Below are 25,670 nucleotides of genomic sequence, written 5' to 3' on the forward strand. Positions count from 1 at the left end.
TGTTTGAAAAAGGCCTGCAGTTACTAGTGTGCGGGAGTATCGGCAGGACCACCGTTTGGCGCAAGCCGACAGCGTGCACCGGTGCCGAACAAACGAGACCCCCGCAGCGCCAACCGGCACTGCGGGGGTCTCATCACACGGAATTGCGCGGATCCGTCAGGCCGATGCAGCGCGCTCGCGCTTGACTTCGCGCGTGACACGCTTGCGGTCGCTGGCGGCAAGCATGCGCTTGCGGAGGCGAATGCTCTGCGGCGTCACCTCGATCAGTTCGTCATCCTCGATGTATTCGAGGGCGATCTCGAGCGTGATCTGGCGGGGTGGCTCGAGGGTAATGGCTTCGTCGGCCCCCTTGGAGCGCATGTTCGTGAGCTTCTTTTCCTTGCACGGATTCACGTCCATGTCGCCCGGACGCGAGTTCTCGCCGATCAGCATGCCTTCGTACACCGCGTCGCCCGGCGTGACGAAGAGCGTGGAGCGCTCCTGCAGGGAGAAGAGCGCGAACGCGATGATCGTACCGTTCTCCATGGACACGAGCACGCCGCGCGAGCGCCCGGAGAGCGGTCCCGCCCACGCCCCGTACTCGAGGAACCGGTGGTGCATGATGCCGGTGCCGCGGGTATCCGTGAGGAATTCCGAGCGGTAGCCGAACAGGCCACGCGCCGGCACGCGGTACAGCAGGCGCACGAGCCCCTGCCCCGGGTTCTTCATCTCGATCATCTCGGCCTTACGGGGACCGAGCTTTTCGATGACCACGCCGAGGTAATCCTCAGGCACGTCGATGGAGAGCTCTTCGAACGGCTCGAGCCGCTGGCCGTTTTCGTCGAGGCGCGTAATCACGCGCGGACGCGACACTTGGAATTCGAAGCCTTCGCGGCGCATCGTCTCCATGAGGATGGAGAGGTGCAGTTCGCCGCGGCCGCTCACGCTCCACGCGTCGGTCGTGTCGCTGTCTTCCACGCGCAGCGCCACGTTACGCTCGAGCTCCTTGTACAGACGCTCACGAATCTGGCGCGACGTGACGAACTTCCCTTCCTTGCCGGCGAAGGGCGAGTTGTTGACCACGAAGTCCACGCTGATCGTGGGCTCTTCCACGCTGATGCCGGCGAGCGCCTCGGGGGTGTTGGGATCGGTGAGGGTCGTGCCGATGTCCACGTCTTCGAAGCCGGCCAGCTGCACGATCTCACCCGCCGACGCTTCCTGGATCTCGACGCGATCGAGCCCTTCGTAGCCGTACAGCTTCGACACGCGGCCGCGCACCGGCGGCGCGCTGTCGTCCGGGGTGACGAGCGAGATGCTGTCACCCATGCGCACCGTGCCGCGCTCGATACGCCCGATCGCCAGACGGCCCAAGTAGGCCGAGTAGTCAATGGTCGACACGAGCATCTGGAACGGACCGTTCGCATCAGTCGGCGGCGGCGGCACGGTCTTCACGATCGTGTCGAAGAGCGGCTCGAAGTCCACCGCTTCCTTGTCAAGATCGAGCGTGGAGATGCCGTTCTTAGCCGAGCAGTAGACCACGGGCGAGTCGAGCTGCTCCTCATTGGCTTCGAGCTCGATGAAGAGCGACAGCACCTCGTCGTGCACGCGCAGCGGATCGGCACCCGGACGGTCGATCTTGTTGATCACGATGATCGGGGTGCGCCCGAGTTCGAGCGCCTTGCGCAGCACAAACCGCGTCTGCGGCATGGGGCCGTCGAACGCGTCCACCACCAGCAGCACGCCGTCCACCATGCGCAGGATGCGCTCCACCTCACCGCCGAAATCGGCGTGCCCCGGCGTGTCCACGATGTTGATCTTCGTGTCCTTCCACCGGATGGAGGTGTTCTTCGCGAGAATGGTGATTCCACGCTCTTTTTCGAGCGGATTGGAATCCATCACGCGTTCTTCGACGACCTGATTTTCGCGGAAGGCTCCAGCCTGGCGGAGCATTTTGTCGACGAGGGTGGTCTTCCCGTGGTCGACGTGCGCGATGATGGCGACGTTGCGAATTTCCATAGCCTTCTAAGATAGCGGGGTCAGGGATGGCAATACAACGGCTCAGGAGTCCGGAATGATCCCTCCGAACCCGATGCCCCCTGCCAGCCGGTCACCGGGCGTGGGTCAGCCCGCGCGCCCCCGCCGGCGCCGCACCATGTCCACGGCCACCTGCATCGCCAGAATCAGGCTCTCGGCGCTCGCCACCCCCTGCCCCGCAATGTCGATCGCCGTGCCGTGATCGGGGGACGTGCGCACGAAGGGGAGCCCCAGCGTCACGTTCACGGCGCTGCCGAAGCTGGCCACCTTGATCGCGGTCATCCCCACATCGTGGTACGGCGCGATCACCGCATCGAATTCGCCGCGCAGGGCGCGCACGAACACCGTATCGGCGGGAAACGGCCCGTCCATGCCGCAGGCGCGGGCGACGGGGCCGAGGAGGTCGTCGTCCTCGTGGCCGAAGCGGCCGTGATCCCCGGCGTGAGGGTTGAGCGCGCAGAGCGCGATGCGCGGCGACGCAATCCCGAAGTCACCGACAAGGCCGTCGCGCGTGGTGACGAACGCCTGCTCGAGTGCCTCGCGCGTGACCGCGGCCGGCACGTCTCGCAGGGCGATGTGCGTGGTGGCCAGCACCACCCGGAGCCGGTCACTCGCCAGCATCATCGCTACCGGTACGCCGGCAATGGCCGCCAGCATCTCGGTGTGGCCGGGGAAATCGTACCCGCCCGCCTTGAGCGCCGCCTTGTCGAGCGGCGCGGTCACGATGCCATCGAGATCGCCGGCCAGCGCCAGGCGCGCCGCCGTCTCCACCGCGCGCCCGGCACAGCGTCCGCCGGCGGCCTCATCGGCCGCGGCATCCCCCGACGGTGCCCACTCTCCAAGGGCGTCGTCCACCGCCACGCCGGTGCCGCGTGGCCCCACCACGCGCCAGCGCACCTGCTGGTCCTCGTCGCGCGAAGCGCCCAGTGCCGCGATACGCGGATCACTGAGCGCCTTGGCCACGATTTCCGGACCGATGCCCCGCGGGTCGCCGAGGGTCAGTCCTAGCCGGATCACGGCTGCATGGCCTGCTTGGCCGGGTCGTACCGCACGCTCACGTACGTCTGCTTCTTCAGGTTGTCGATCAGGCGGCGCATCTTGCGCTCCTCCGACAGCTGGTCGCGGATCCGGTCGCGATACTCCGCCAAGGTCCACTGCCCCGCTTCGTCGAGGAAGGTGACCTGCGCGACCACAAACTTCGACACGCCCGCCGACGGGTCGGGCATCGCGAACGGATCGACGATCTGGTTGATCGTCGCCCCTTCGAGCGCATTGCGGTACGGCTCGGGGAGCTCGCTGCGCGGGTACTCGGGGATGGACTTGTCTTCGCCGCTCCCGTTGTCGTGATACTTCACGCTGAGCGAGTCGTAGCTGCCGCCGGCACGCCAGACGGTGGCGATGCTGTCGGCGAGAAGCTTCGCGCGCCGCTCGTCGGCGGTGTCGACCCGGGGACGGATCAGGATGTGCCGCGCCTTCACCTCGGCCGGCTGCACGCGGTCCACCCGGATGATGTGGAAGCCGAACGCGGTTTCCACCACCGGGCTGATCACGCCCGGGTTGAGCGCAAACATCATGCGGTCGAACTCGGGCACCATGCGCCCGCGGCGATTCCAGCCGAGGTCACCCCCGAGCTCGCGCGAGCCGTCCATGGACTCCCGCTTGGCGATGAGCTCGAAGTCCTCGGGGCGCTTTTCGAGTTCCGCGTGCAGCGAGTCGATCTTGTCGCGCGCCTTCTTCTTGGCGTCTTCGCTGGGGCGTGTGGCCACCACGATCTGCCGCAGGCCGATGCGCGCTTCCTTCTTGGGGAGGCGGTCACGGTACGCATTGAACGCTTCCGTGATTTCCTCCTCGGACACATTCACCGAGGTGACCTTGCCGTCGCGCTGCAGCTTCTGCATGACGCCCTGCTGCAGCTTGGTGCGCTTGACCTGCTCGCCCTGCAGCTTGCGCCATTCTTCGAGCGTGCCCATGCCGGCTTCCTTGAGCGCGGTCTTGAACTCGGCGTCGCTCTTGAACTGCTGTCGGATCTTCTTTTCCTGATCATCGACCGACGAGAGCACCTCGGCGTCCTGCACCTCAACCTTCTCGAGCTTGGCCTTTTGCACGAGCAGTTCGGCATCGATGAGCTGCTCGAGGACGTCGGCTTCGAGCTTGGCGAGATCCTTCGCCGACTCGACCTTGGCACCGCTGGCCCGCGCCTGATTTACGGCGGTCACCACCTCGGAGACGAGGATGACCTGATCGCCCACCACCGCGGCAATACCGTCGAGCGGCAATCCTTTCGCGGTGGTATCGACGGCCGGCTTCGCGTCGGTCTTGGCGGCGGGCGGCGTGCCCTGCGCGAGAACGAACGAAGGCGCCGCGAGGAGGGCGGCGCCGGTCAGCAGGAGGGTGGGAGCGAGTCGCAGCATCATCCGGGTCAGTACCCGATTCTCGGAACAGGGTTGCACAAGGGCGTGTGGAGCATCCGGGGGCGGAACGACACGCCCCGGCCGTCTAACGGGCCGGGGCGTGCACTCCTCCACTGACTGCCTTACTTCTTGACGGAGTCTGGCGCGGGGGCCGGCGCGGCCGGAGCCGGGGGCGTCGCCGGGGCCTGCTTGGCCTTGAGCGAGTCGGCCGTGGCGCGGACGGCCTTGGCCTTCTCGATCACCTTGTCGAGGGCGACTTCGTTGATGCCGAACGAATACTTCTTCTGCACCGCGCGGGCGACCGGGTACGGCACGTCCACGAAGGGCGCCTCGTTCTTCACCAGCTTGCCGAAGAACTCCTCGATCTTGGCGCCGGCGATCTTTTCCTTGTCGGCCCCCGCCTTCGTGCTGTCGACGAGCGCGGCGGGCTCCACGCCGAGCTGCGTCCACGTCTGGGTGACGGCGTTCTTGAAGTTGAGGAACAGGTTCGACATCTCGGCCGTGTCGACCTGCGCCTTGGCGCTGTCGGCCTGCTTGAGCACGAGCTCGTTGCGCACGATCTGCTTCACGAACTTCTCGACGAGCGTATCGGGCGCCTGGGCCAACTGCGGACGGATCTGCGATGACGGCGGGTAGGCCGCGATCCACTCGGCGAAGCGCGACGCGGTGAGCTTCCCGCCCTTGTAGGTGGCGATGGCGTCGTTGTTCTTGGCGTAGCCCATCGGATTCTTGGCGATCGCCTTGGCCGTGATCATGGCGTTGCTCTCGAGCTTCACCTCGTTGCCGGTCTCGAGCTTCGCCAGGTAGGTGCTTTCGGCGATGGCCACGTTCCGCTGCTTGGCGATCGGCGCGAACTTGTCCTTCACCTCGGCAAACGGGCTGCGGTAAATCACGTGGAAGCCGAATGACGTCTGGCAGACGTCCTTGCTGATCTCGCCAACCTTCAGGGCCACGACGCACTTCTCGAACTCGGGCACCATCATGCCCTTGCCGAAGATCCCGAGGTCGCCGCCCCGCTCCTTCGCGCCGGGCTCGTCGGAGCGGGCCGCGAGGGAGGCGAAGTTGGCCGGGGTGGCCTGCTTGAGGATGCCTTCCGCCTTGGCCTTGGCCGCGGCGAGCTGTTCCGGCGTGGCGCCCTGCTCGGTCTTGATCAGGATGTGGCGGGCCGCCATGGCTTCGCCGCCGTTGTAACGCTCCTCATCGGAGCCCGGCGACTGCTCCGCCCAGCCCTTCGACACGTTGTCGTAGAACTTCTTGACGCGGATGTTGTCGAGGTTCGACCAGAGCGCGTCCTGCATGACCTTGGGGTCGTTGAGGCTGTCGCCCTTGGCGGCGGCCACGGCCACCAGCTGGTAGTTCACCCACAGTTCCGCGATGGAGCGCGCGACGTCCTTCTCAAGCGGGGCCTGGGAGGTGCCCAGGACCTCGGCGAGACGCGTGACCGAAAGCTGCTGATTGCCGGCGGTCGCCGCCACATCGGGGTTGGAGGCCGCACCACAGGCCACGGCAAACGCGACGGCAGCGAGCACGGACAAACGATACGATTTCATCAGGTCAGACTCCGGCAGCGGAGTAGAGGGTGATTGAGAACTGCGAGGCCCCTGTACGACACGACAGGGGGACCGTCAGGGGACGAGGGCCTTGAGTGCACGGATTAACCCCTCGAGCATCTCCGCGCCCCCTAATCGGGTGAGCTTGAGAGCCAGTGGCTGCGCGCGACGGACATCCACCTGGAATTGTACCCCGTGGAATGCCGCCGACAGCCCCTTGAGGCGCGGAACAGCGTCAGCCCTGAAAGTAATACGTGCCTCAGAGGCGCGCACAAGCACCCCCTCCACGCCGAGTTCGGCGCCGATCACCCGGAGCATGGCGCTGCCGAACAGCGCGTCGGCCGGCCCCGGGAGGGCCCCGAAGCGGTCGCGGACCTCGGTCCTGAGCCCCTCGATCGCCGCCACGTCGCGCATGTTGGTGAGGCGACGGTATACGTCGAGCTTCGCCTCCTGCGACAGGATGTAATCGTCGGGGAGGTACGACGGGAAATCGAGGGTGACGTCGGCCGGGATCCACGCCTTCCCCCCGCCCCCGTCGGACAGCTGGCGGACGGTTTCGTCGAGCAAACGCAGGTACAGGTCGAAGCCCACCGAATGCACAAAGCCGGACTGCTCGGGGCCCAGCAGGTTGCCGGCCCCGCGCAGCTCGAGATCCTTGAGGGCGACCCGGTACCCGGCGCCCAATTCCGTATGGTGCTCCAGCACCGCCAGGCGACGCTCGGCGTCGTCGTCCACCCGGTCGGGCACCAGCAGGTAGCAGTAAGCGCGCCGGTGGGAGCGCCCCACCCGGCCGCGCAGCTGGTAGAGCTGCGCAAGCCCCAGATGGTCGGCCCGGTTCACGAACATGGTGTTGGCGTTGGGCACATCGAGCCCGCTCTCCACGATCAGCGTGGACACGAGGATGTCGAGCTCCCCCTCCACGAACTGCTGCATGATCTTCTCGAGCTCCCGCTCCTTCATCTGCCCGTGCCCCACCCCCACCCGGGCGCGGGGGACGATGCGGCGCAGGTGGTCGGCGATCGCCTCGATGGTCTCGATGCGATTGTGCACGAAGAACACCTGCCCGCCACGATCGAGCTCGCGGCTCACCGCTTCCTCGATCAGCGCGTCGTCGAACGGCTCCACGAAGGTGAGCACCGGCGACCGATCGCGCGGCGGGGTCTGCATGAGCGTGAGGTCGCGCAGCCCGGCCAGCGACTGATGCAGCGTGCGCGGGATGGGCGTGGCCGTGAGCGTGAGCACGTCGGTGCTGAGCTTGAGCTGCTTGAGCCGCTCCTTGTGCTTCACCCCGAAGCGGTGTTCCTCGTCGACGATGATCAGTCCCAGGTCGGCGAACGCCACGTCGGGGCTCAGCAGGCGGTGGGTGCCGATGATGATGTCGATCTGCTTCGTCTTGAGCTTCTCCACCACCACGGCCTGCTGGCTGGCCGACTGGAAGCGGCTCATGACTTCCACCGTCACGGGAAAGTCGGCGAGGCGGTCGCCGAAACTGCGCGCATGCTGCTCGGCCAGAATGGTGGTGGGCACCAGCACCGCCACCTGCCGACCGCTCTGCACCGCTTTGAACGCGGCGCGGATGGCAATTTCGGTCTTGCCGTAGCCCACGTCGCCCACGAGCAGGCGATCCATGGGGCGTTCGCCCTCGAGGTCGCGCTTCACATCCTCGGTCGCCTTGCGCTGGTCGGGCGTATCCTCGAAAAGGAAGCTGCTTTCGAGCTGGCGCTGCCACGGCCCGTCGCTGCCGTGGGGCGGGCGCGTGGTCACCTTGCGACGCGCATAGAGCTGCAACAGCTCCTGCGTCATCTCGAGGATAGCCATGCGCGTTTTCTCGCGCTGCGCCTTCCACTTGTTGCCGCCCAGCTTGTGCAACCGCGGCGCCGGCATGTCGTCCGACACATCGGTGGCGCTGCGATAGCGCTCGATCTGGTCGATGCGATAGAGCGGCACATTGAGGCGGTCACCGCCCTCGTACTCGATGACGGCGCTCTCGATGGTGCTCTCGCGTACGAATACCTTCTCGATGCCACGGTAAATGCCGATCCCGTGTTCGAGGTGCACCACGTAGTCGCCCGGCTTGAGCGCGCCCAACGCATCCAGCGAGGCCCCGGTGCTGTAGCGGCGCGTGCGACGCAGCCGCCGATCGCGGCGGAAGATCTCGTGGTCCGTGAGCACGCGCACCACGTTGGGCACCACGAAGCCGCCGCCGAGCACCCCAATGGCGAGCGACGCGGCCACGGGCCCGTCTTCGCCGAGCAGTTCGTCGAGACGCTCGGCCTGGCCGGCATTGTCGCAGAGGATGACCGTATGCAGCCCGTCGCGCTGGAGGCGGCGCAGCACGCGCAGGTCGCGCGAGATCGTTTCCGGGTTGCGGATGGGGAAGGCCACATCCGGCTCCGGGCCCACGGGCGCGAGATCGGCCGCGTTGGTGCTCGCCGCCTTCTGCGGCGGCGGGTTGACGCGCACGGTGCCGAAGCGCGCGAGGGTGCTCGCCATCACGGGCGGCTCCACGAAGAGCCGATCGCGATGGGTGTACTCCTCGCCGCGGCGGAGCGCGAGCTCGATGTGGTGCTTCGCCTCATCCCAGGTGCGCACGAGCTCCGGTAGCACGCTGGTGCCGGCGGGCATCACCACGAGGGTGTCGGCGGGCCAGAGCTCCGGGAGCGTGACGCGCTCGTCCGTGTCCTCGGCGGCCTGCACGCGGCCGTCGACGGGGAGGATGAGCGCCACGTCGGCGTCGCGTGTGCTGCGCTGGGTGTTGAGATCGAAGTGGCGGAGCTCGATGATGTCGTCGCCCCAGAACTCCAGGCGCACGGGCTCGGCCATACCGAACGAGTAGATGTCGAAGATGCCGCCGCGCACGCTGAACTGCGCCACGTCTTCGACCATGGGCACACGCTCGAAGCCGATGCTCTCGAGATGCGCCGCGAGTTCCTCGGGGCGCCGTACGTCGTTCTTGCGGAGCTCGAGGCGGGCGCCGCTCAGGGCCTTGGGGAGCGCGGTCTTTTCGAGGACGGCGCGCGAGGTGGTGAGCAGGATACGCACGCCGCTGCGCCCGAGCCTTTCGAGTGTCTCCACGCGCTCACCGGCGACCTCGGCGTGGGGCTCGACTTCGCCGAACCCTTCGCGCGGCGGGTAGAGCGCCACGGGCACGTCGTCCACGAGCGACTGGAGGTCGGCGAGCCACCGTTCGGCGTCACCCACCTGATCGGTGATGACGACCACGAGCCGCTGGGGGATGGCGCGCGCGAGGGCGGCGACGAGGACAGCGTCGGAGGAGCCGGGAAGGCCCCCAACACGAAGAGACCCACCCGGACCGGGGAGGGTCTTGAGCACGCGATCGAAGGCCTGGAGGCCGGCGACCGCGTCGAGCAGACGTGGGAGTCCCATCTTTCCTTCTGGTTCTGACCTGAACGGCGGTCCTGCGGTGGCACTACTACCTGAGCGGGGTGAACGGCCGAGGTGGGCGTTCGGGTCCCGTTGGGGTGGAAGGTAGTGGGGGAGGCGCGGAGTGGGGGGAACCGCGGAAGCCCGCGGACACACACGGGAACGCGCGGATGTCCGTCACGACGGCGACCATCGGCTCGCGGGCAGCGCGGTCACCGCCCGCTGATCCACGCCTCCGCCAGCAGCGCCGCGAGGGCGAGGGCCACGAGGGGGAGGAGGAGCGCCTGCCCTGCCGCCCGAGAAAAGACCGCCTGCTGCCACGCGCTCGGCGTGGGCTCCACGTTCACATCCTTGCCGGTCACGAGTCGGGCGAGCAGCGCGTTTCCCGCGGCGGAATCGGCGGCGGTGCCGGTGCCCAGGCCGACCACGTCGGACTCGGAGGGTTCGCCGTTTACTACCAGCGCGCCCACGCGCGCGGTCTGGCGACGCAGGAAGTACACGCCGGCCTGACCGGGCACGGTGAGGCGGTCGGTGCTCACGGGGAGCACGGTGCCGTCGGGGCGTTCGAGGCCGGTCACGCCGCGCAGACCGTCGATGGTCTGGCCCGGCACTGACTCGATGTAGCGGCCGTCGTCGCCAAGCCGGCGCGCGAGCGCTTCCTGCAGCCAGGGCACAAACGCGGCGTCGAGCGGGAGGTCGGTGGCGTCGGGGTCGATGGGGGAGCCGATCAGCACGTAGCCGTCGCCGGCCACCACCCACGGGGCACCGCCGGCGGTGGCGATCGTGTCAGGGGCGCTCGCGGGCGTGGCGCCTGCGCCTGGCGAGTAGAGCAGCGGATACCGCAGCCGCACCGGCGTGCCGTCGAAGGCGCGGGCCGAGGGGGAGGTGGTGTCGACCGATGCGCCGCGCACGGTGGGCACGCGCGCGAGCACCTGCGCGCGCGCGATCGCGCCGAAGCGCCACGGGATGCCGAGGCGTTCGAGCTGCCGGTTGGCATCGCCCACGCGAAGAGGATCGCGCGGGGCGGTGAGCAGCACGGGGCCCTTGAGCGCCGGGGCATCGGCGCCGGCGACCGTGACCGCGCGCGGGTCACCTTCGCGGCCGCGGGCGAGGCGCTGTTCGTCCACGAGGGTGGCGAGCGCAGCGCCGAGGAACGGGCCGCCTTCAGGGCGCACGCTGACCATTGGCGGCGGCGCCACGCGCACGGCGAACCAGCGCGTGTCGTCGGCACGGAGCGCGTCGGCGTCGAGCTCCACGCTGCCGCGCACCCACCCGCTCGCAGTGCTCGCGAGCTTCTGCGTGATGCGCGTGGGCGCGTCGAGCGTGGCCGGGGCCGCGGTGCCGCGCGCGACGGTGCGGCCGTCGAGCGCGAGGCGCCAGGCGGCGCTGTCGGGCGACGTGACCGCGAGCGTGACGGCGCCGCCGGGGGTCCAGCGGACGGGATCGGCGCTCGCTTGCAGCACCGCGCGATTGCGCGTAAGCGATGCGCCGTGACGGAGCAGCAGTACGGGCACGTCGCCCGCCTTCACCACACTGTCGCTGCGGAAGGTGCTTTGCTGGCCGTCGCTCACGATCGCCACCACGGGGGTGCGCGGCGCGCCGCTGCGCGCGAGGCCGATCGCGCGTTGCGTGGCGATGGCGAGATCCCCGCGGCCGCCGAGGGGCGTGAGCGCGGTGAGCCCTGCCTCGAGGGTGGCCGGCGTGCCGCCGATCACGCGGCCGTCGGCGGTCACGATCCACGCGCGGTCGTCGCTGGTGAGTTCGCCGAGCAGGCGGCGCGTATCGGCGCGGAGGCTGTCGAATACCACGCGCCCGTCCTGCACCACGCCGCTGCTGAGCGAGTTGTCGAGCACCACCGCCACGGCGATGGGCGCGTGCCCCACGCCGATGAGGCGCATGATGGGGCGCGCGGCGGCGAGTGCGAGCGCAATGACCGCGAGCAGGCGAAGCAACAGCAGCAGCCGGTTGCGGAGCTTGAGATCCTTGCTGTGCTCCTGCTCCATGCGCTCGAGGTAGCGCACGGCAGGAAAGTCGATCGTGCGCGCCACTCGGCGGCGCAGCAGATGGACCAGCAACGGCACCCCCGCGAGGGCGGCGAGGGCGAGGAAGGCGGGGGCGAGGAACGCCATGCGTGCAGGGTAATCGGTGAACTAAGGACGACGTGTCGCGCGCGTACGCCTGCGAAGCGGGACGCCCGTCAAATCAATGCCCCGCGCCCGTTCGCCCCGATCAGGTGGCGCAGCGGCCGGCCGAACGGTTCGTCGGTGTACGCCAGCGCATAGCGGGCGCCGGCGCGGCCGAGGGCGCTCTTCCATTCTGCCAGCGCTTCCTGCACGGTCGTGCGGTAGGTGGCGCGCACGTCGCCGGGGCTGGCGGGCACTTCGTGCAGCGACTCGGGGTCGCGGTACAGCGCCTCGCCGGTCTCGGGAAAATCGCGCTCGGCGGGGTCCATCACGTGCAGCACCAGCACCTCGTGTCCACGCGCGCGCAGGGTTCGCGCGGCATCGGCAGCCGGCGCGGGATCGGTGAGCAGGTCGCTCAGCAACACCACGAAGCCGGGGCGGCGCACCAGCTTGCCCGCGGCCAGCAGCGCGTCGCCCACGTTGGACGCCGTGCCGCCACCGGGCTCGCTGAAGGCGGCCATGAGCCGGCGCCACTGGGTGCGCTGCGAACGGGGCGGCACTACGTCGCGAAGCCCCGCATCGAAGCGCACGAGCCCCACCGCATCACGCTGCCGGAGCAGGAGCAGCGCCATTGCACTCGCCAGCCGCTCGGCATAGGCGAGCTTGGTGAGCCGCGCGGGGTCGCCGGCCCACTGCATGGAGGCGGACACGTCGAGCACCAGCATGGCGCGGGCGTTGGTCTCCTCCTCGAACTGCTTGACCACCCAGCGGTCGGCGCGGCCGGCGATGCGCCAGTCGAGGTAGCGGAGGTCGTCGCCCGGCATGTACGGGCGGTGCTCGGCGAACTCCACGCTGAAGCCTTTGCGGGGGGAGCGGTGGAGGCCGGTGATGAAGCCGTCCACGACCCAGCGGGCGACGAGCTCGAGGTGGCCGAGTGCGGCGAGGACGGCGGGATCGAGTTGGTCGGCGCGGGGCTGGGACATGCCACAAGCTACGCGAACGGCGCGAATTTCGTTCTTCGTGTTGGGGCGGACGGGGTGGGTCGGGGTTCAGGGGTCGGGGTCGCGGTACTGCCACCACGGTCGGAGTACGGCCACGACGGTCTGGGCGCGGCCACCACAGTCGGGGTCTTCCTGCGGTCGGAGTCGCTGCCCGGGCTGGCGCGGCGCTTCGCTGGCGCGGTCGGGGTCGCAGTCGGGGGCGGGGGCGGAGGTGCTGGGTCGTGAGTCTCGCGTCATCGTCCGGCTGGCCGGGGGTGTCGCTGGTGGCGGATCGGGACGCGCACACGGTCGTCGTGGCGGTCACGCGCGGCCCCCGGCAGACGGCGATTCAGGTGTTGTCGCCGGGCGAACCCACGCGGGCGTCGGCCGTCCGGAAGGGCAAGCGGCTCCCGGTCCGCTCGCTCGCCGCGAACGCGCTGACGCACCGACTCCGACCCCGACGCGCCAGCGAAGCGGCGCGCCAGCCCACGCAGCGACTCCGACTGTGGGAAGACCCCGACCGTGGTGGCCGTGCCCAGACCGTCGTGGCCGTACCCCGACCGTGGTGGCAGTACCGCGACTACGACCCCGACCCTCGAGCCCCGACCCGCTTGGGCACCACCGACTGCCCTGCTATGTTCAGAGGTTATCCCCGTATCGGTACTCAAGAGGACGGCCCCGTTGCATCTCAGCCACATCCGCAATTTCTGCATCGTCGCGCACATCGATCACGGCAAGTCCACGCTGGCGGACCGCCTGATCGAGAAGACCGGCACCCTGCAGAAGCGGGAAATGAAGTCGCAGGTGCTCGACACGCTCGACCTCGAACGTGAGCGCGGCATCACCATCAAGTTGAACGCCGTCCGCATGAGCTACACCGCGGGCGACGGGCAGAACTACGAGCTCAACCTCATCGACACCCCCGGCCACGTGGACTTCACGTACGAGGTGTCGCGCTCGCTGGCCGCCTGTGAGGGCGCTATCCTCGTGGTCGATGCGTCGCAGGGCATTCAGGCGCAGACGCTGTCCAATCTCTTCCTCGCCATGGACGCCGGGCTCGAAATCATCCCGGTGCTCAACAAGATCGACCTGCCCGGCGCAGAGCCCGAGCGGCGCCGCCAGGAAGTGGTCGATCTCATTGGCTGCCTGCCGGAAGACGTGCTCTGTGTGAGCGGCAAGGAAGGCACCGGCGTCCCCGAGCTGCTCGAAGAGATCGTGAAGCGCGTACCGCCGCCGAAGGGTGAGCTCGACGGCCCGCTGCGCGCGCTCATCTTCGACTCGTACTACGACAAGTACCGCGGCGCCATTCCCAGCATTCGCGTGGTCGACGGCGAGATGCGCAAGGGAATGAAGATCACCTTCGGCGTCTCCGACAACGTCTACGAAGTGGCCGAAGTGGGGTATCTCCAGCTGCGACAGGTCCCCACCGACGTCCTGCGCGCCGGTGAAGTGGGCTACGTGCTCGCGGCTGTCCGCTCGGTGCGCGAAACGCGCGCCGGTGACACGATCTTCGATAAGGACAATCGCGCCGCCGAAGCCCTGCCCGGTTATCAGGAAGTGAAGTCGTTCGTGTTCGCGGGCATCTACCCCACCGACACGACGCAGTACGAGACGCTACGCGACGCGCTCGAGAAGATGAAGCTCAACGACGCGTCGCTGCAGTACGAGCCGGAAACCTCGACCGCGCTCGGCTTCGGGTTCCGTTGCGGCTTCCTCGGACTGCTGCACATGGAAATCGTGCAGGAGCGGTTGGAGCGCGAGTACGACCTCGATCTCGTCACCACCGTGCCGAGCGTGGAATACCACGTGACCAAGACGGACGGCACGGAGCTGCTGGTGGAGAACCCGGCGCTCATGCCGGCGGCGGTCGTGATCGACGACGTGCAGGAACCGTACGTGCGCGCGCGCATCATGTGCCCCGCCGAATACATCGGGCCCATCATGACGCTCGGCATGGAGCGTCGCGGCATCTACAAGAACACGCGCTTCCTCGACACCGTGCGCGTGGAGCTCGACTGGGAGTTTCCCCTCGGCGAAATTATTCTCGACTTCTTCGACAAGATGAAGACGGTGAGCCGCGGGTACGCCTCGCTCGACTACGAGATGCTCGAGTACCGCTCGAGTGATCTGGTGCGCCTCGACATGCTGATCAACGGGGACGCGATCGACGCGTTCTCGGTGATCGTGCACAAGGACAAGGCGTACGAGTGGGGCCGCAAGGTGGCGGAGAAGCTCAAGGAGCTCATTCCTCGCCAGCTGTTCGAGGTGGCCATTCAGGCCACGATCGGCCAGAAGGTCATCGCCCGCGAGACCGTGAAGCCGCTCCGCAAGGACGTGCTGGCCAAGTGCTACGGCGGCGACATCTCACGCAAGCGCAAGCTCTTGGAGAAGCAGAAGGAAGGCAAGAAGCGCATGAAGCAGGTCGGCAGCGTGGAAATTCCGCAGGAAGCGTTTCTCGCGGTGCTGCAGGTGGACTGACGGCGTGATCTCCGCCGTCCTCCAGACCAGCTTCTTGGGCGACATGGTCCTCACCACCCCGCTCCTCGAGCGGTTGGCTGGTGAGGGCCTTGTGCATGTGGTGGCCACGCCGGCGAATGCCGCGGTGCTGGCCAACCATCCGGCCGTGGCGAGCGTGATCGTGTTCGACAAGCGTGGGGCCGATCGCGGGATCGGCGGGCTGCGTCGCGTGGCTGCGCGCCTCGCCGCGACGGGCGCGCAGCGGGCGTTCCTGGCGCAGGGCTCGAGCCGCACCGCGGCGCTCGCCTGGCTGGCACGAATCCCCGAGCGCGTGACGTTCGACACGAGTGGCGGCCAGTGGCTCACGACCCGTCGCGTGCCGTACGACCGCACACAGCACCATGCCGTGCGGCTCTGGCAGCTCGCGAACGCGCCGGGCGACCGCACGGTCCCGACGGCGCTGCGGCCGTCGCTGTATCCCGGCGGCACAGAGAACGCCGCGGTGGATACGCTCCTCGCGGCACATGGCGTTTCGGAGCAGGAGCGACTCATCGCCCTCGCCCCTGGCAGCGTGTGGGCCACCAAGCGGTGGCCGTCGTACGCCGACCTCGCGGCGGCGCTGGTGCGCAGCCACACGTACGCCAGCACCCGTCTCGTGATCCTCGGCGCTGCCGGTGATGCGCCGCTCGCCGCGGCCATCGTGCAGGCTGCCACCGCCGCGCGCCCCGATGCGCCGCCGCCCATCGATGCGACGGGGAAGCTGTCGCTGCTCGGCTCGGCCGCGCTGCTCGCCCGCTGTGCCGTGCTCGTGACCAACGACTCCGCGCCGCTGCACCTCGCGAGCGCGATGAACACGCCCACGGTCGCGATCTTCGGCCCCACGATTCCGGCGTTTGGCTTCGGCCCCCTTGCGGAGCGCGCGAGGATATTGGGGCGCGAGACCCTGCCCTGCCGGCCATGCCATGCGCATGGTCCGATGCAGTGTCCCATGGGCCACTGGCGGTGCATGCGCGAGCTCACGGCGACGGACGTTGTCGCGGGGGTGGCGGGGGTGGTGGGGTAGTTCACGCTGTTACCTTTGTGGCATGGCCTCGCCCTCTCCGGAATCGCATTTCATCATCGGTGTCGACCTTGGCGGCACCAACATCGTCGTGGCGGCCATGGCCCGCGACGGCTCGCGGCTGTTCGGTTCCCAGACTGAACCCACGCTGGCGCTCGAGGGAGCCGACGCGGTTGTCGGCCGCATGGCGCGCATGGTGAACACGACCGTGGCGATCACGATGAAGGAAGCCGGCGTCCCGCGCAGCGCCTTCCTTGGCGTGGGAATTGGGGCCCCCGGCACGGTGGACCGCGGCGCGGGGCTCGTGCTCGCCGCCCCCAATCTCAAGTGGTACGACTTCCCGCTTGTTGCGCGCATGACCGAACTCACCGGCCTGCCGGTGACGCTCGACAACGACGCCAACTGCGCCACGTACGGCGAGTGGTGGCTCGGCGCCGCACGCGGCGGGCGCAACGTGATCGGTGTGACGATCGGCACCGGTGTCGGCGGCGGCATCATCGTGGACAAGCACGTCTACCATGGCTCGAGTGACGCCGCCGGCGAGATCGGGCACATCACGATCGATCTCCATGGCCGCCGCTGCGGCTGCGGCAACTACGGCTGCCTCGAAGCGTACGCGTCGGGCAGCGCCATTGCCGAACGCGCGCGCGAGGCGCTGCACAACGATGAATCGTCGATCCTGCCGTCGCTCGTGGGCGGCGATCTCGCGAAGATCACGGCCGCCAAGGTCTACGATGCCGCCGGTCAGGGTGATGCCCTCGCGCTCGAAATCGTGCGCGATACGGCCAAGTACCTTGGCGCTGGTCTCGCCAACTTGCTCAACGTGTTCAACCCCGACGTGGTGGTGATCGCGGGTGGGGTCACGCAGGCCGGTGAAGCCCTGTTCGCGCCGCTGCGCACGGAAGTCCGTCGGCGCGCCTTCAAGAGCGTGTCCGATGCCTGTCGCATCGTGCCGGGCACCCTTCCCGGCACCGCCGGCGTGGTCGGCGCCGTGGCCTCATTCATTTCGCAGACCACCGGCCACCCGCCGGCGTGAGCATGACGGCAACCACGGGCACGCCCCGCAAGCGCCGCGTGGGCGTGATCGGATCATTCGTGTGGGATGTGCTGCACGGCCGTGACGGCCGCAGCGTCCCCATCGAAGAGTGGGGCGGCATCACCTACTCATTGTCGGCGCTCGACGCCGCGCTCCCCGACGACTGGGAGATCGTGCCGCTCGCGATGGTTGGCCACGACCTCGTGGAGCGCGCGCAGCTGTACATCCACCGGTTGCGCCGTATGGCGCCCGATGCGCAGCTGATCGGCGTGCCGTACCCCAACAACCGCGTCGAGCTGCGCTATCTCGACGACGAACGGCGCACCGAGCATCTCACCGGTGGGGTGCCGGCCTGGACGTGGCTGGGACTCAAGCCGGTGCTGGAGGCCGCCCGGCTCGACGCCCTGTACATCAATCTGCTGAGTGGCTGGGAGATCGACCTCGAGACGGCGCAGCTCATTCGCGCGCACTTCCAGGGACCGATCTACTGCGACCTGCATATGCTGGTGATGGCCGTGCAGACCGACGGGCTGCGTACCCCCCGCCCACTCCCCAACGTGGCGGAGTGGTGTGCCTGCTTCGACGTGATGCAGGTGAACGAGGACGAGATGCGACTCATGGCCCCCGATGCCATGGCCCTCGCCGCCACAGCGATGGCCGCAGGCGTCTCGGTGCTGGGCGTGACGCTCGGCAAGCGCGGCGCGGCGTACTTCGCGGCGCCGGGGATCGAGCAACTGAGCGACCTCCCGTCCCGGCGAGGTCACAACGTTGCCCTGTCCACATCCCCCCGCGGCGGGGCCGGGGCCCTCGGCGCGGTGCGCACCGCGCTCGTGCCCGGCGTGGCGCCGCGCGTGGATGGCCCGGGTGATCCCACCGGCTGCGGCGATGTGTGGGGTGCGACCCATTTCTCCAGACTGCTCGCCGGTGATAAGTTGACGGACGCGATCGCTGCGGCGAATCGCGCGGCATCACGCAACGTCGAACATCGAGGGGCCGCCGGCCTCTCGAACCATCTCCGCGGAGAGCTCAGCACCACGTGACGACTGTCATCAGCGTGCCGCATTCGCTCGACGAGCATTCCTTCGAGCAGGTGATCGAGCAACTGGCCGCCGTGCCTGAAGGCTCGAAGATCCTGCTCGACGCGCGTCATGCGCGCTGGGCGTCGCCGTACGGGCTCACCGCGCTGCTCTGCGTGCCTCAGGCGCGCCCCGAGAAGCTCGCCTTTGCTGTGCCCGAACATCCGGACACGGTGTCGTACTGGTCGCGCGCAGGCTTCTTCCGGCATGCCGCCGAGCTCTACGAGCTGCACGGCAGCGTGCCGCGCGCTCGCGACGCGCACGAGAGCGACGTCCTGCTCGAGATCACGCCGATCACCAAGAGCGACGACGTGCACGGCGTGGTTGGGCGCATCCAGAGCAAGGCCGCGGATATCCTGCATGGTCAGCTCAATCTCGACACCGCGGTCACGGGCGTGTTCGGGATGACGTTGAGCGAAGCCTGCCAGAACATCGTTGAGCATGCCGGCCAAGGCGGCTGGGTGGCGGTGCAGACGTACAAGTACACGCGTCGCCTTGGGCGTCGCGTGGTGGTGATTGCTGTGTGCGACGCCGGCGTGGGCTTCCGCAAGTCACTCGAGAGCGCGCCCAATCATCGCAAGAGCGATCGCTGGGACGATGCCATGGCCCTCGAAGACGCCGTGCTGCGCGCCATCTCGCGCTTCCGTCACGGCGACGCCGGGCGCGGTCAGGGCCTCGCCGGCATCCGCCGCTTCGTGGGGCGATGGCACGGCAAACTCACCGTGCGGAGCGGCACCGCGCGCATTGCGATCACCCCCGAGTGGGACGAAGACGTCCCCATGACGGAGCAGCTGCCGTATTTTCCTGGCGCGCAGATGCAGATCATCATCCCCGAGCGCATCGGGGACGCTCCGGCGCGCCCGCGGGGCGCGGCTCCCGCGTCGCCGCGCTCACGGAGCCGGTTCTGATGCACATCGATGTGGGCACGGTCCTGCGCGGCACGGTGTGTGACTTGTATTCCAACCTGGTTACCCGCCCCACCGGGGCCGCCGTGCGCACCGCGATCGAGCAGCAGGTGCGCGATGTCGGCGCGCCGCTCCTGACCACGATCGACTTCTCGCAGGTCAACCTGCTCGACTTCTCCTGCGCCGACGAGATCGTCGCCAAGCTGCTGTTGCGCTACACCGCCGACGGCGGTCCGGACGGGTATCTCACCTTCCGCGGGATCCACGAGGGCCACATCGATCCCATCGAAACGGTCCTCGAGCGTCACGCGCTCGCGTTGGTCTCGTGGCACGAGGGCGAGGCGGAGCTGTTCGGCTACGTGGACGATGAGGAGCGCGCGCACTGGTGCATCGTGCGCGATCATGGGCCACTGCAGGCCGAGCAGGCGGCGGTGCTGCTGGGCGTGGCGGCGGCCGTTGCGGAGGGGCAGCTCGAGCGGCTCGTCCGCCGGCGCCTCGTGATGCGACGCGATGACGGCTATCTGGTCCCCGGCGTGGTCCATGGCCATCTCCCGGGGCCCGGCACGGGGGTGCAATGAGCGACGACAAGAAGCCGTTGGGGGGGCCCGGCGCGGGCACCCGCAAGCTCGGGATGTTCAGCGGGTTCGCCCCGCCGCTGCAGGTGGTGGGCTTCATTGCCACGCGAAAGGGGGATCCCGATCGGGGGCCCATGGTCCGCCTGCGCCCAGACGACGCCCTCGTCCGCCTCGTGACGGCGGGGGAACTGGTGCGTGTGGTATCGGAGCGCCGCTCGGAACTGGCGGTGCTCGAGGTGGACGAGAGCCTCCCACGGGGGGGCTGCGTGCTCCGTGACGTGGCGGGGGCCTCTCCCTCGGAGGTCATCCGGGTGCTCCGGGTGGACAGCCAGCCGCGTAAGCCCCAGGACCCTTCCCCCGCGCGCTGAGTGCCTGCCCTGCTCCATCGCCGCCTGGCCGATCTCGAAGGGGCCGAGTCGGCGCTGCTGCTCGCCAGCGGCCGCGCCGCCGTGGCCTGCACGTCGCTCGCCCTCCTGCGCCCGGGTGATCACCTCCTCGCGTGCAGCTGGCTGCGCGACGACACCCGTCGCTTCTTCGAGGAGGAGCTGCCGCTCCTCGGCGTGCAGGTCACCTTCGTGGACCCGCGTGAAACGCGCGGCTGGCGGCGCGGACTGACCCGCACCACGCGAGCGCTCTACGTGGAGTCGCCGGTCCTCGAATCGGGGCGCATCGTGGAGCTGCAGGCGCCACGCACGCTCGCACAGGAACTCGGATTGGCGCTCATCGTGGACGCCAGTGCCGCATCACCGGTTCGCTTCAGACCGATCGCGCACGGAGCCGACATCGTACTGCACGATACGGCGATCTTCCTCGACGGGCAGCCCGACGGCAGCGGCGGGGTGGTGGCGGGCACGGACGGGCTGGTCGAGGAGGTGCGCCGCAAGATGGAGCGGTGGGGCGGCGTGCCACACGTGCTGGCCAGCACGCAGCTCGAGCGCAGCCTCGCGACGCTGCAGGTGCGTGTGGAGCGCCAGACCGAAACGGCGGGACAGCTCGCCTGCTGGGCCCAGCAACATCCCGCCGTCCGTGCTGTCTCATACGCGGCCCTCCCCTCGCACCCGGACCACGACGTGCTGCCCGAATACATGACCGGCGCCGGCGCCATGTTGCAGTTACAGCTGGCCGGCGGTCACGACGACGTGCGCGTCGCCACCGTCGCGACCGCTCGCATGGCCGGCGCATCGCGCCTGAGCTCCATGGTCACGCAGGTCACGCCTGGCGCCGTGGCCGGGTGGGTGCGCGTGCATGTGGGGCTCGAACCCCTCGACGCCATCACGGCCGCCCTTTGCGCGGCCCTCCCTGCCACGGCCAACCCGACCGAGGCGTAATCGATGTCGGGCATTCTCCGGGTGTCGAACGTGTCGAAGGAGTATCCGCGGTCGGGGATGGCGCTCCGCGATGTCTCCTTCGAGATGCAGCAGGGTGAGTTCGTGTTTCTCGTGGGACATTCCGGTGCCGGCAAGAGCACGCTCCTCAAGCTGTTGACGATGGCCGAACGCCCCACGACCGGCGAAGTGCGCGTCTCGGGGTATTCGAGCCTGTCGATCAAGGCGCGGGACATTCCGCAGCTGCGTCGCCGTCTGGGGATCGTGTTCCAGGATTTCCGTTTGCTCCCCGACCGCACCGCCGAGCAGAATGTGGCCTTCGCCCTCGAAGTGACCGGCGTGCCGCCGTCAGCCATCGCCCCCAAGGTCGCGCGACTGCTCACCCAGGTGGGGCTTGCGTCGCGCGCCACCGCCTACCCGCACGAATTGAGCGGCGGCGAGCAGCAGCGGGTGGCGATCGCGCGGGCACTGGCCAACGATCCGTTCCTGCTCCTCGCCGACGAACCCACCGGGAACCTCGATGACCGCACCACCCACGCGATCTACCTGCTGCTTCGCGAGATCAATGCGCGGGGGACCGCGGTGCTCATGGCCACCCACGACGTGGCGATGATCCAACGTGCGCAACAGCGGTGCATCGAGCTCGATCACGGACAGGTGGTCTTCGATGGCACCGATGTCGGCATGCTGGTGGCCAACATGCGGGGGCGTCGCTGATGCGCCTGGCGTTTCGCGAGGTGGTCCTCGCCTACCGTCGTGCGCCCCTGCTGGGCATGCTCGGCGTGATCACGATCGCTTTTTCTCTCTTCGCGTTCGGCCTGTTTGGCCTCGTGGCGATCAACATCCGCGCGGCGCTGCGTGACGTGGAGGCCCGCGTGGAAATCCGGGCCTTCCTCGTGGAGGGTGCGCGCGATGCGCAGATCGACGACCTCATGCAGCGCGTGGAGCGCAATCCGGCGGTCGCCGCGGTGGGCTATGTGTCGCCCGACTCGGCGCTCGCCCGCGCACGCGCCGAACTCGATGAGTTCCGTGATGTGTTGAACGGCGCCTTCCTCCCTGCGTCGGTTGAACTGCGACTCAAGGAGGGGCAGCGCGACCCGGCCACCGTGGAGGAGATTTCCCAGAGCCTGCGCACCTATCCGATCGTGGAAGACGTCCGCTACGGTCGCGAGTGGGTGGAGAAGCTCTATCGCATCCGCAACATCGCGGCGCTCGCCGGCACCGTACTGGGTGGTGTGTTCGCGCTGATCGCCGTGATCATCATCGGCAGCACCATCCGCATGGCGATTCTGGCGCGCACGCGCGAGATCGAGATCATGCGCCTCGTCGGTGCCACCAACGGCTTCGTGCGCCTGCCGTATCTCCTCGATGGCCTACTCAAAGGGGTGGCCGGCGGAGCGCTGGCTCTGGCGATGGCCTGGGGCACCACCGCGCTGCTCACCGCGTCGCTGATGCGCACCCAATTCTTCACCACCGAGCAGATGCTGCTCGGCGTGGCCGCCGGCGGCGTGATCGGGCTGCTCGGGAGCTGGTTCTCCGTGGGGCGGCACCTGCGTCGGGTCTGGCGCGACTGACGCCGGGACAGCGCGTGCCCCGTACCCTGTCGATTGGCGCATGCCTTGCCGCGCTGAGTTTTGCGGCCCCCCTTGAGGTCGGCGAATGGTCGCCGGTGCCGGTGGCCGCCGCCCAGCAGCCGCCCACGTCGGCGCAGCGCCTGCGCCAGCAGCAGGATGAGCTGGACAAGATCCGCCGTGAGCGTAGTGACCTCGAAACACGCATGAGCGCGTTGCAGCGCACGGCACGCACGATCGCCGACGAAGTGAACAACCTCGAGGCGCAGCGCCGCACCACGAAGCGACTGGTGCAAGCCCTCGACCAGCAGCTCGAGACGATCAACGAGGAAGTCGTCACCGCCAGCGCAGAGCTCAGAAAAGCGGAGAATGAGCTCAAGAGCAAGCGTAACGCCCTGCAGCGGCGCATGGTCGAGATCTACAAGCGCGGGAGTCTCCGCGACGTGGAAGCGATGCTGTCGGCGCAGTCCTTCGCGGGCCTCATGGCACGCTACAAGTACCTGCACGAACTCGCGCTCAACGACCGCACGCTGGTCCGCCGCGTGGAAGGCCTGCGCGACCAGATCAACCGCCAACGCCTCCTGCTCGTGCGCCTGCAGGAAGAGGTGCAGCGCAACCGGCAGGAGAAGGATCGCGAGGCGCGTCGTCTCGCCGAATTGGAATCGCGGCGGCAGCAGAACCTCACGGCGGTGCAGCGGACGGCGCAGCGGACCCGCGAGCGGCTTAAGCAGCTCGTGCGCGACGAGTCACGCATCGCCAACGCCATCGCCACGCTCGAAGCCGCGCGCCGTCGTGCGGCGATGGCTCCCAACGCCCGGCCGGCGGCCCCCTCCACGATCCGCACGTCGGATCTCGGGAAGTTGAACTGGCCCGTGGACGGGACGATCCTCTACCGCTTCGGGCGCGTGGTGAACCCCAACAACACCACCACCCGCTGGAACGGCATCGGTATCGGCGCCACGGTGGGGACGGCCGTACGCGCCATCGCGGCGGGGGAGGTCGTCCTGGCCGACAACGTGGGGACCTACGGTCCCACCGTGATCGTGCAGCACGGTGGCGGCGACTATTCGGTGTATGGTTCGCTCCAGCGTATCGACGTGCGGCGCGGACAGCAGGTGACCAACAGTCAGGTGCTCGGCACCGTCGGCAACACCGACCCGGAGTTGCCGCCACACCTGCACTTCGAGATCCGCCCCAAGGGGCGTGCGATCGACCCACTCGAGTATCTGCGCGCAAAGCGCTGATCGCTCTCACTCCATCGTTCATGCCTGCCAAGAAGACCGCGCCCGCTGGCTCGACGTCGTCGGTGCCCACCGCTCCGGCCAAGACGCCGAAGCCGAGTACCCGCAAGGCCGCCTCGCCGCCGGCACCGTCGATCAGTGCCCCCATCACCGTGGATGCCGGCGACTGGACGGTCGATGTCGCGCCGCTCGGCGCGCATGTGTCGATCGCCGGTGGCACCTGGGAAGCCGCCGCGCGTGCCCGAGAGATCAGTGCCACGGCCGCGCAGCTATTCACCAAACAGGCCAACCGCTGGGCCGAGCGTGAGATCGAGGCGGAGGAAGCCACGCGTTTCCGCACGGCGATGGCGGAAACGAATGTGCGCTGGCTCTGCGCGCACGATTCGTATCTCATCAACCTCGCATCGCCCGATCCTGACCTACGCGCCCGCTCGATCGACAGCTTCCGTGCCGAATTGCGACGGTGCCACGCGCTGGGCCTCGATGCCGTGGTGTCACACCCTGGCAACTTCATGGACGACCGCGCGAGCGGGCTTGCGCGCAACGCCGACGGGATCGTCCAAGCCCTCGAACTGGAACAGGGCCCCACGCGGCTCCTCATGGAGCTCACCGCCGGTCAGGGGACGGTGCTGGGCTCCACGTTCGAAGAGATGGCCGACCTGCTGTCACGCATTCCGTCGCCCCTGCGCGCGCGCGTGGGCGTGTGCCTCGATACCGCCCACATCTGGGCTGCAGGCTATGATCTCGTGACCGATTACGACGGCGTGTGGCAGCGCTTCGGTGATGAGGTGGGCTTCGAGCACCTCGGCTGTCTCCATCTCAACGATTCCAAGGCCGCGCTCGGATCGCATCTCGATCGCCACGAACTGATTGGCGAGGGGACGATCGGCGGGGAGGCATTCCGGCGCATCATGACGGACGGGCGGCTGGCCCACGTTCCGCGCATCATCGAAACGCCCAAGGGCGACACACCGGCGGAGCTCGACGGCCGCATGCTGCGCACGCTACGTGGGTACCGCGCCGCCTGACCGGCGAACGGCGCCGGGTCAGAACAGCCGGCGGAGTACCACCGGAAGTGCGCCACCTCCCGTGCCGCGGTCGCGCCATGGCCCTGCCCGTACTCATATTGCGGCGGGCGCCACGTGTGGTGGCCCCTGCGGGAAACGCCGAGCCTCGGACCATCTACCCAATGCCCTGGCAGTCATGCTGGCGATCAGTCGGCCGGATGATGCAGTACGTGTCGCGCGGCCGGCGCTGGTCGCCGCCGCTCGTGCCCGTGGCGTTCGCGGTCTCCGGCCTGTTGCTTGCCGGCGGGTGTGACGCGCCGTCCACGGCGCCCACCAGCTTCGCCTACGACCCCACCGCGCTCACGGCGGGGCAGCGGTACCGGTGGAGCAATGGCCGCCGGGTCAACGTGTACGTGGTGCCGACCAGCACGGGCCCGTACGATCTGTCGGCGACCGTGAATGGCGCGATCGCCCGCTGGAACGCGGTACCAGACCGCGAGCGCTTCACGCTGCAGCGGACCACGAATATCGCGCAGGCTAACGTGATCGTGTTCGAGCGCGGGAGTGCCATGCCCGTCACGCCCCCCCCCGCCTGCCCCTACTCGACCACGGGGGCGTCGGGGTACACGTACCTCTGCCCGATCAACGGGAGAGCCGCCCTGCTGCCGCTCACGACCGACGGTCCGAGCGGCACGGCGACCGTCCTGATCCGGATCGATATGGGGCGCATCACCCTGGCACCGCTCTTCGACGCGGTCGTCACCCATGAACTCGGGCATGCGGTCGGTATCGGAGGACACAGCGACTCCGAAGCGGACGTGATGTTTGCCTCGCCGCGAACATCAGCCATCAGTGGCCGCGATACCCAGACCTTGCGGTGGCTGCTGGCGCAGACAGCCGACGTCTTGCTAGAGCGGATGTAACACCATGAAACAGCAGAGCTTCGTCTGATTCCC

The 25,670-nt window shown here is 68.6% G+C and carries 20 protein-coding genes; 13 read left to right on the plus strand and 7 right to left on the minus strand.

All coding sequences use genetic code 11. The annotated features are described in order from the left end of the window. Positions 1 to 156: 156 nt before the first annotated feature. The 7 genes from typA to ACIQ51_RS02810 all read right to left on the minus strand — a co-directional run bounded on the left by typA (position 157) and on the right by ACIQ51_RS02810 (position 12,464). A complete protein-coding gene (gene typA / locus ACIQ51_RS02780) occupies positions 157 to 1,995 on the minus strand; it encodes a translational GTPase TypA (protein WP_396203477.1) in 1,839 nt (612 codons plus the stop codon). 105 nt (positions 1,996 to 2,100) lie between these two features. Continuing rightward, positions 2,101 to 3,030 carry a 4-hydroxythreonine-4-phosphate dehydrogenase PdxA gene (pdxA, locus tag ACIQ51_RS02785; protein WP_396203478.1) on the minus strand — a complete coding sequence of 310 codons (930 nt, stop codon included), beginning with the start codon at positions 3,028 to 3,030 and terminating at the stop codon, positions 2,101 to 2,103. Then, positions 3,027 to 4,427, minus strand: a complete 1,401-nt coding sequence (locus tag ACIQ51_RS02790) for a peptidylprolyl isomerase (protein ID WP_396203479.1) — start codon at positions 4,425 to 4,427, stop codon at positions 3,027 to 3,029. The genes pdxA and ACIQ51_RS02790 overlap by 4 nt, the downstream gene beginning before the upstream one ends. Before the next feature lie 119 nt (positions 4,428 to 4,546). Then, positions 4,547 to 5,974, minus strand: a complete 1,428-nt coding sequence (locus ACIQ51_RS02795) for a peptidylprolyl isomerase (RefSeq protein ID WP_396203480.1) — start codon at positions 5,972 to 5,974, stop codon at positions 4,547 to 4,549. A gap of 75 nt (positions 5,975 to 6,049) precedes the next feature. Next, on the minus strand, positions 6,050 to 9,361 hold the full coding sequence (gene mfd / locus ACIQ51_RS02800; RefSeq protein ID WP_396203481.1) for a transcription-repair coupling factor: 3,312 nt from the start codon (positions 9,359 to 9,361) through the stop codon (positions 6,050 to 6,052). Between the two features lie 209 nt (positions 9,362 to 9,570). Further along, positions 9,571 to 11,487: a BatA domain-containing protein gene (locus ACIQ51_RS02805; RefSeq protein WP_396203482.1), complete on the minus strand. Its 1,917-nt coding sequence runs from the start codon at positions 11,485 to 11,487 to the stop codon at positions 9,571 to 9,573. A 68-nt stretch (positions 11,488 to 11,555) separates the two neighbouring features. After that, the gene (locus tag ACIQ51_RS02810) at positions 11,556 to 12,464 is read right to left on the minus strand and encodes a DUF58 domain-containing protein (RefSeq protein WP_396203483.1); all 909 of its coding nucleotides are present in this window, start codon (positions 12,462 to 12,464) and stop codon (positions 11,556 to 11,558) included. A gap of 678 nt (positions 12,465 to 13,142) precedes the next feature. Between ACIQ51_RS02810 and lepA the strand changes: the two genes are divergently transcribed. The 13 genes from lepA to ACIQ51_RS02875 all read left to right on the plus strand — a co-directional run bounded on the left by lepA (position 13,143) and on the right by ACIQ51_RS02875 (position 25,637). After that, complete coding sequence (gene lepA / locus ACIQ51_RS02815; protein ID WP_396203484.1) at positions 13,143 to 14,939, plus strand: translation elongation factor 4; 1,797 nt, start codon at positions 13,143 to 13,145, stop codon at positions 14,937 to 14,939. Positions 14,940 to 14,943: 4 nt separating this feature from the next. Beyond that, positions 14,944 to 15,981: a glycosyltransferase family 9 protein gene (locus ACIQ51_RS02820; RefSeq protein ID WP_396203485.1), complete on the plus strand. Its 1,038-nt coding sequence runs from the start codon at positions 14,944 to 14,946 to the stop codon at positions 15,979 to 15,981. 22 nt (positions 15,982 to 16,003) lie between these two features. After that, positions 16,004 to 17,014: an ROK family protein gene (locus ACIQ51_RS02825; RefSeq protein ID WP_396203486.1), complete on the plus strand. Its 1,011-nt coding sequence runs from the start codon at positions 16,004 to 16,006 to the stop codon at positions 17,012 to 17,014. 2 nt (positions 17,015 to 17,016) lie between these two features. Further along, a complete protein-coding gene (locus ACIQ51_RS02830; RefSeq protein ID WP_396203487.1) occupies positions 17,017 to 18,054 on the plus strand; it encodes a PfkB family carbohydrate kinase in 1,038 nt (345 codons plus the stop codon). Then, entirely contained in the window at positions 18,051 to 18,998 is a 948-nt protein-coding gene (locus ACIQ51_RS02835) for an ATP-binding protein (protein ID WP_396203488.1), read from the plus strand. The genes ACIQ51_RS02830 and ACIQ51_RS02835 overlap by 4 nt, the downstream gene beginning before the upstream one ends. Next, positions 18,998 to 19,573, plus strand: coding sequence for a hypothetical protein (locus ACIQ51_RS02840; RefSeq protein ID WP_396203489.1), 576 nt, complete (start codon positions 18,998 to 19,000; stop codon positions 19,571 to 19,573). The genes ACIQ51_RS02835 and ACIQ51_RS02840 overlap by 1 nt, the downstream gene beginning before the upstream one ends. Continuing rightward, the gene (locus ACIQ51_RS02845) at positions 19,570 to 19,938 is read left to right on the plus strand and encodes a hypothetical protein (protein ID WP_396203490.1); all 369 of its coding nucleotides are present in this window, start codon (positions 19,570 to 19,572) and stop codon (positions 19,936 to 19,938) included. Before ACIQ51_RS02840 ends, ACIQ51_RS02845 begins: the two co-directional genes overlap by 4 nt. After that, positions 19,939 to 20,898 carry a PLP-dependent transferase gene (locus ACIQ51_RS02850; RefSeq protein WP_396203491.1) on the plus strand — a complete coding sequence of 320 codons (960 nt, stop codon included), beginning with the start codon at positions 19,939 to 19,941 and terminating at the stop codon, positions 20,896 to 20,898. 12 nt (positions 20,899 to 20,910) lie between these two features. After that, positions 20,911 to 21,612, plus strand: coding sequence for a cell division ATP-binding protein FtsE (gene ftsE, locus ACIQ51_RS02855; RefSeq protein ID WP_396203519.1), 702 nt, complete (start codon positions 20,911 to 20,913; stop codon positions 21,610 to 21,612). Next, positions 21,612 to 22,469, plus strand: a complete 858-nt coding sequence (locus ACIQ51_RS02860) for a cell division protein FtsX (protein ID WP_396203492.1) — start codon at positions 21,612 to 21,614, stop codon at positions 22,467 to 22,469. Before ftsE ends, ACIQ51_RS02860 begins: the two co-directional genes overlap by 1 nt. A gap of 14 nt (positions 22,470 to 22,483) precedes the next feature. Beyond that, positions 22,484 to 23,710 carry a murein hydrolase activator EnvC family protein gene (locus ACIQ51_RS02865; protein ID WP_396203493.1) on the plus strand — a complete coding sequence of 409 codons (1,227 nt, stop codon included), beginning with the start codon at positions 22,484 to 22,486 and terminating at the stop codon, positions 23,708 to 23,710. A gap of 20 nt (positions 23,711 to 23,730) precedes the next feature. After that, positions 23,731 to 24,735, plus strand: coding sequence for a deoxyribonuclease IV (locus ACIQ51_RS02870; protein WP_396203494.1), 1,005 nt, complete (start codon positions 23,731 to 23,733; stop codon positions 24,733 to 24,735). Positions 24,736 to 24,932: 197 nt separating this feature from the next. Continuing rightward, on the plus strand, positions 24,933 to 25,637 hold the full coding sequence (locus ACIQ51_RS02875; protein WP_396203495.1) for a hypothetical protein: 705 nt from the start codon (positions 24,933 to 24,935) through the stop codon (positions 25,635 to 25,637). Positions 25,638 to 25,670: the final 33 nt, after the last annotated feature.

This window comes from Gemmatimonas sp., assembly GCF_044344655.1.
In the GTDB taxonomy this organism is placed as follows: domain Bacteria; phylum Gemmatimonadota; class Gemmatimonadetes; order Gemmatimonadales; family Gemmatimonadaceae; genus Gemmatimonas.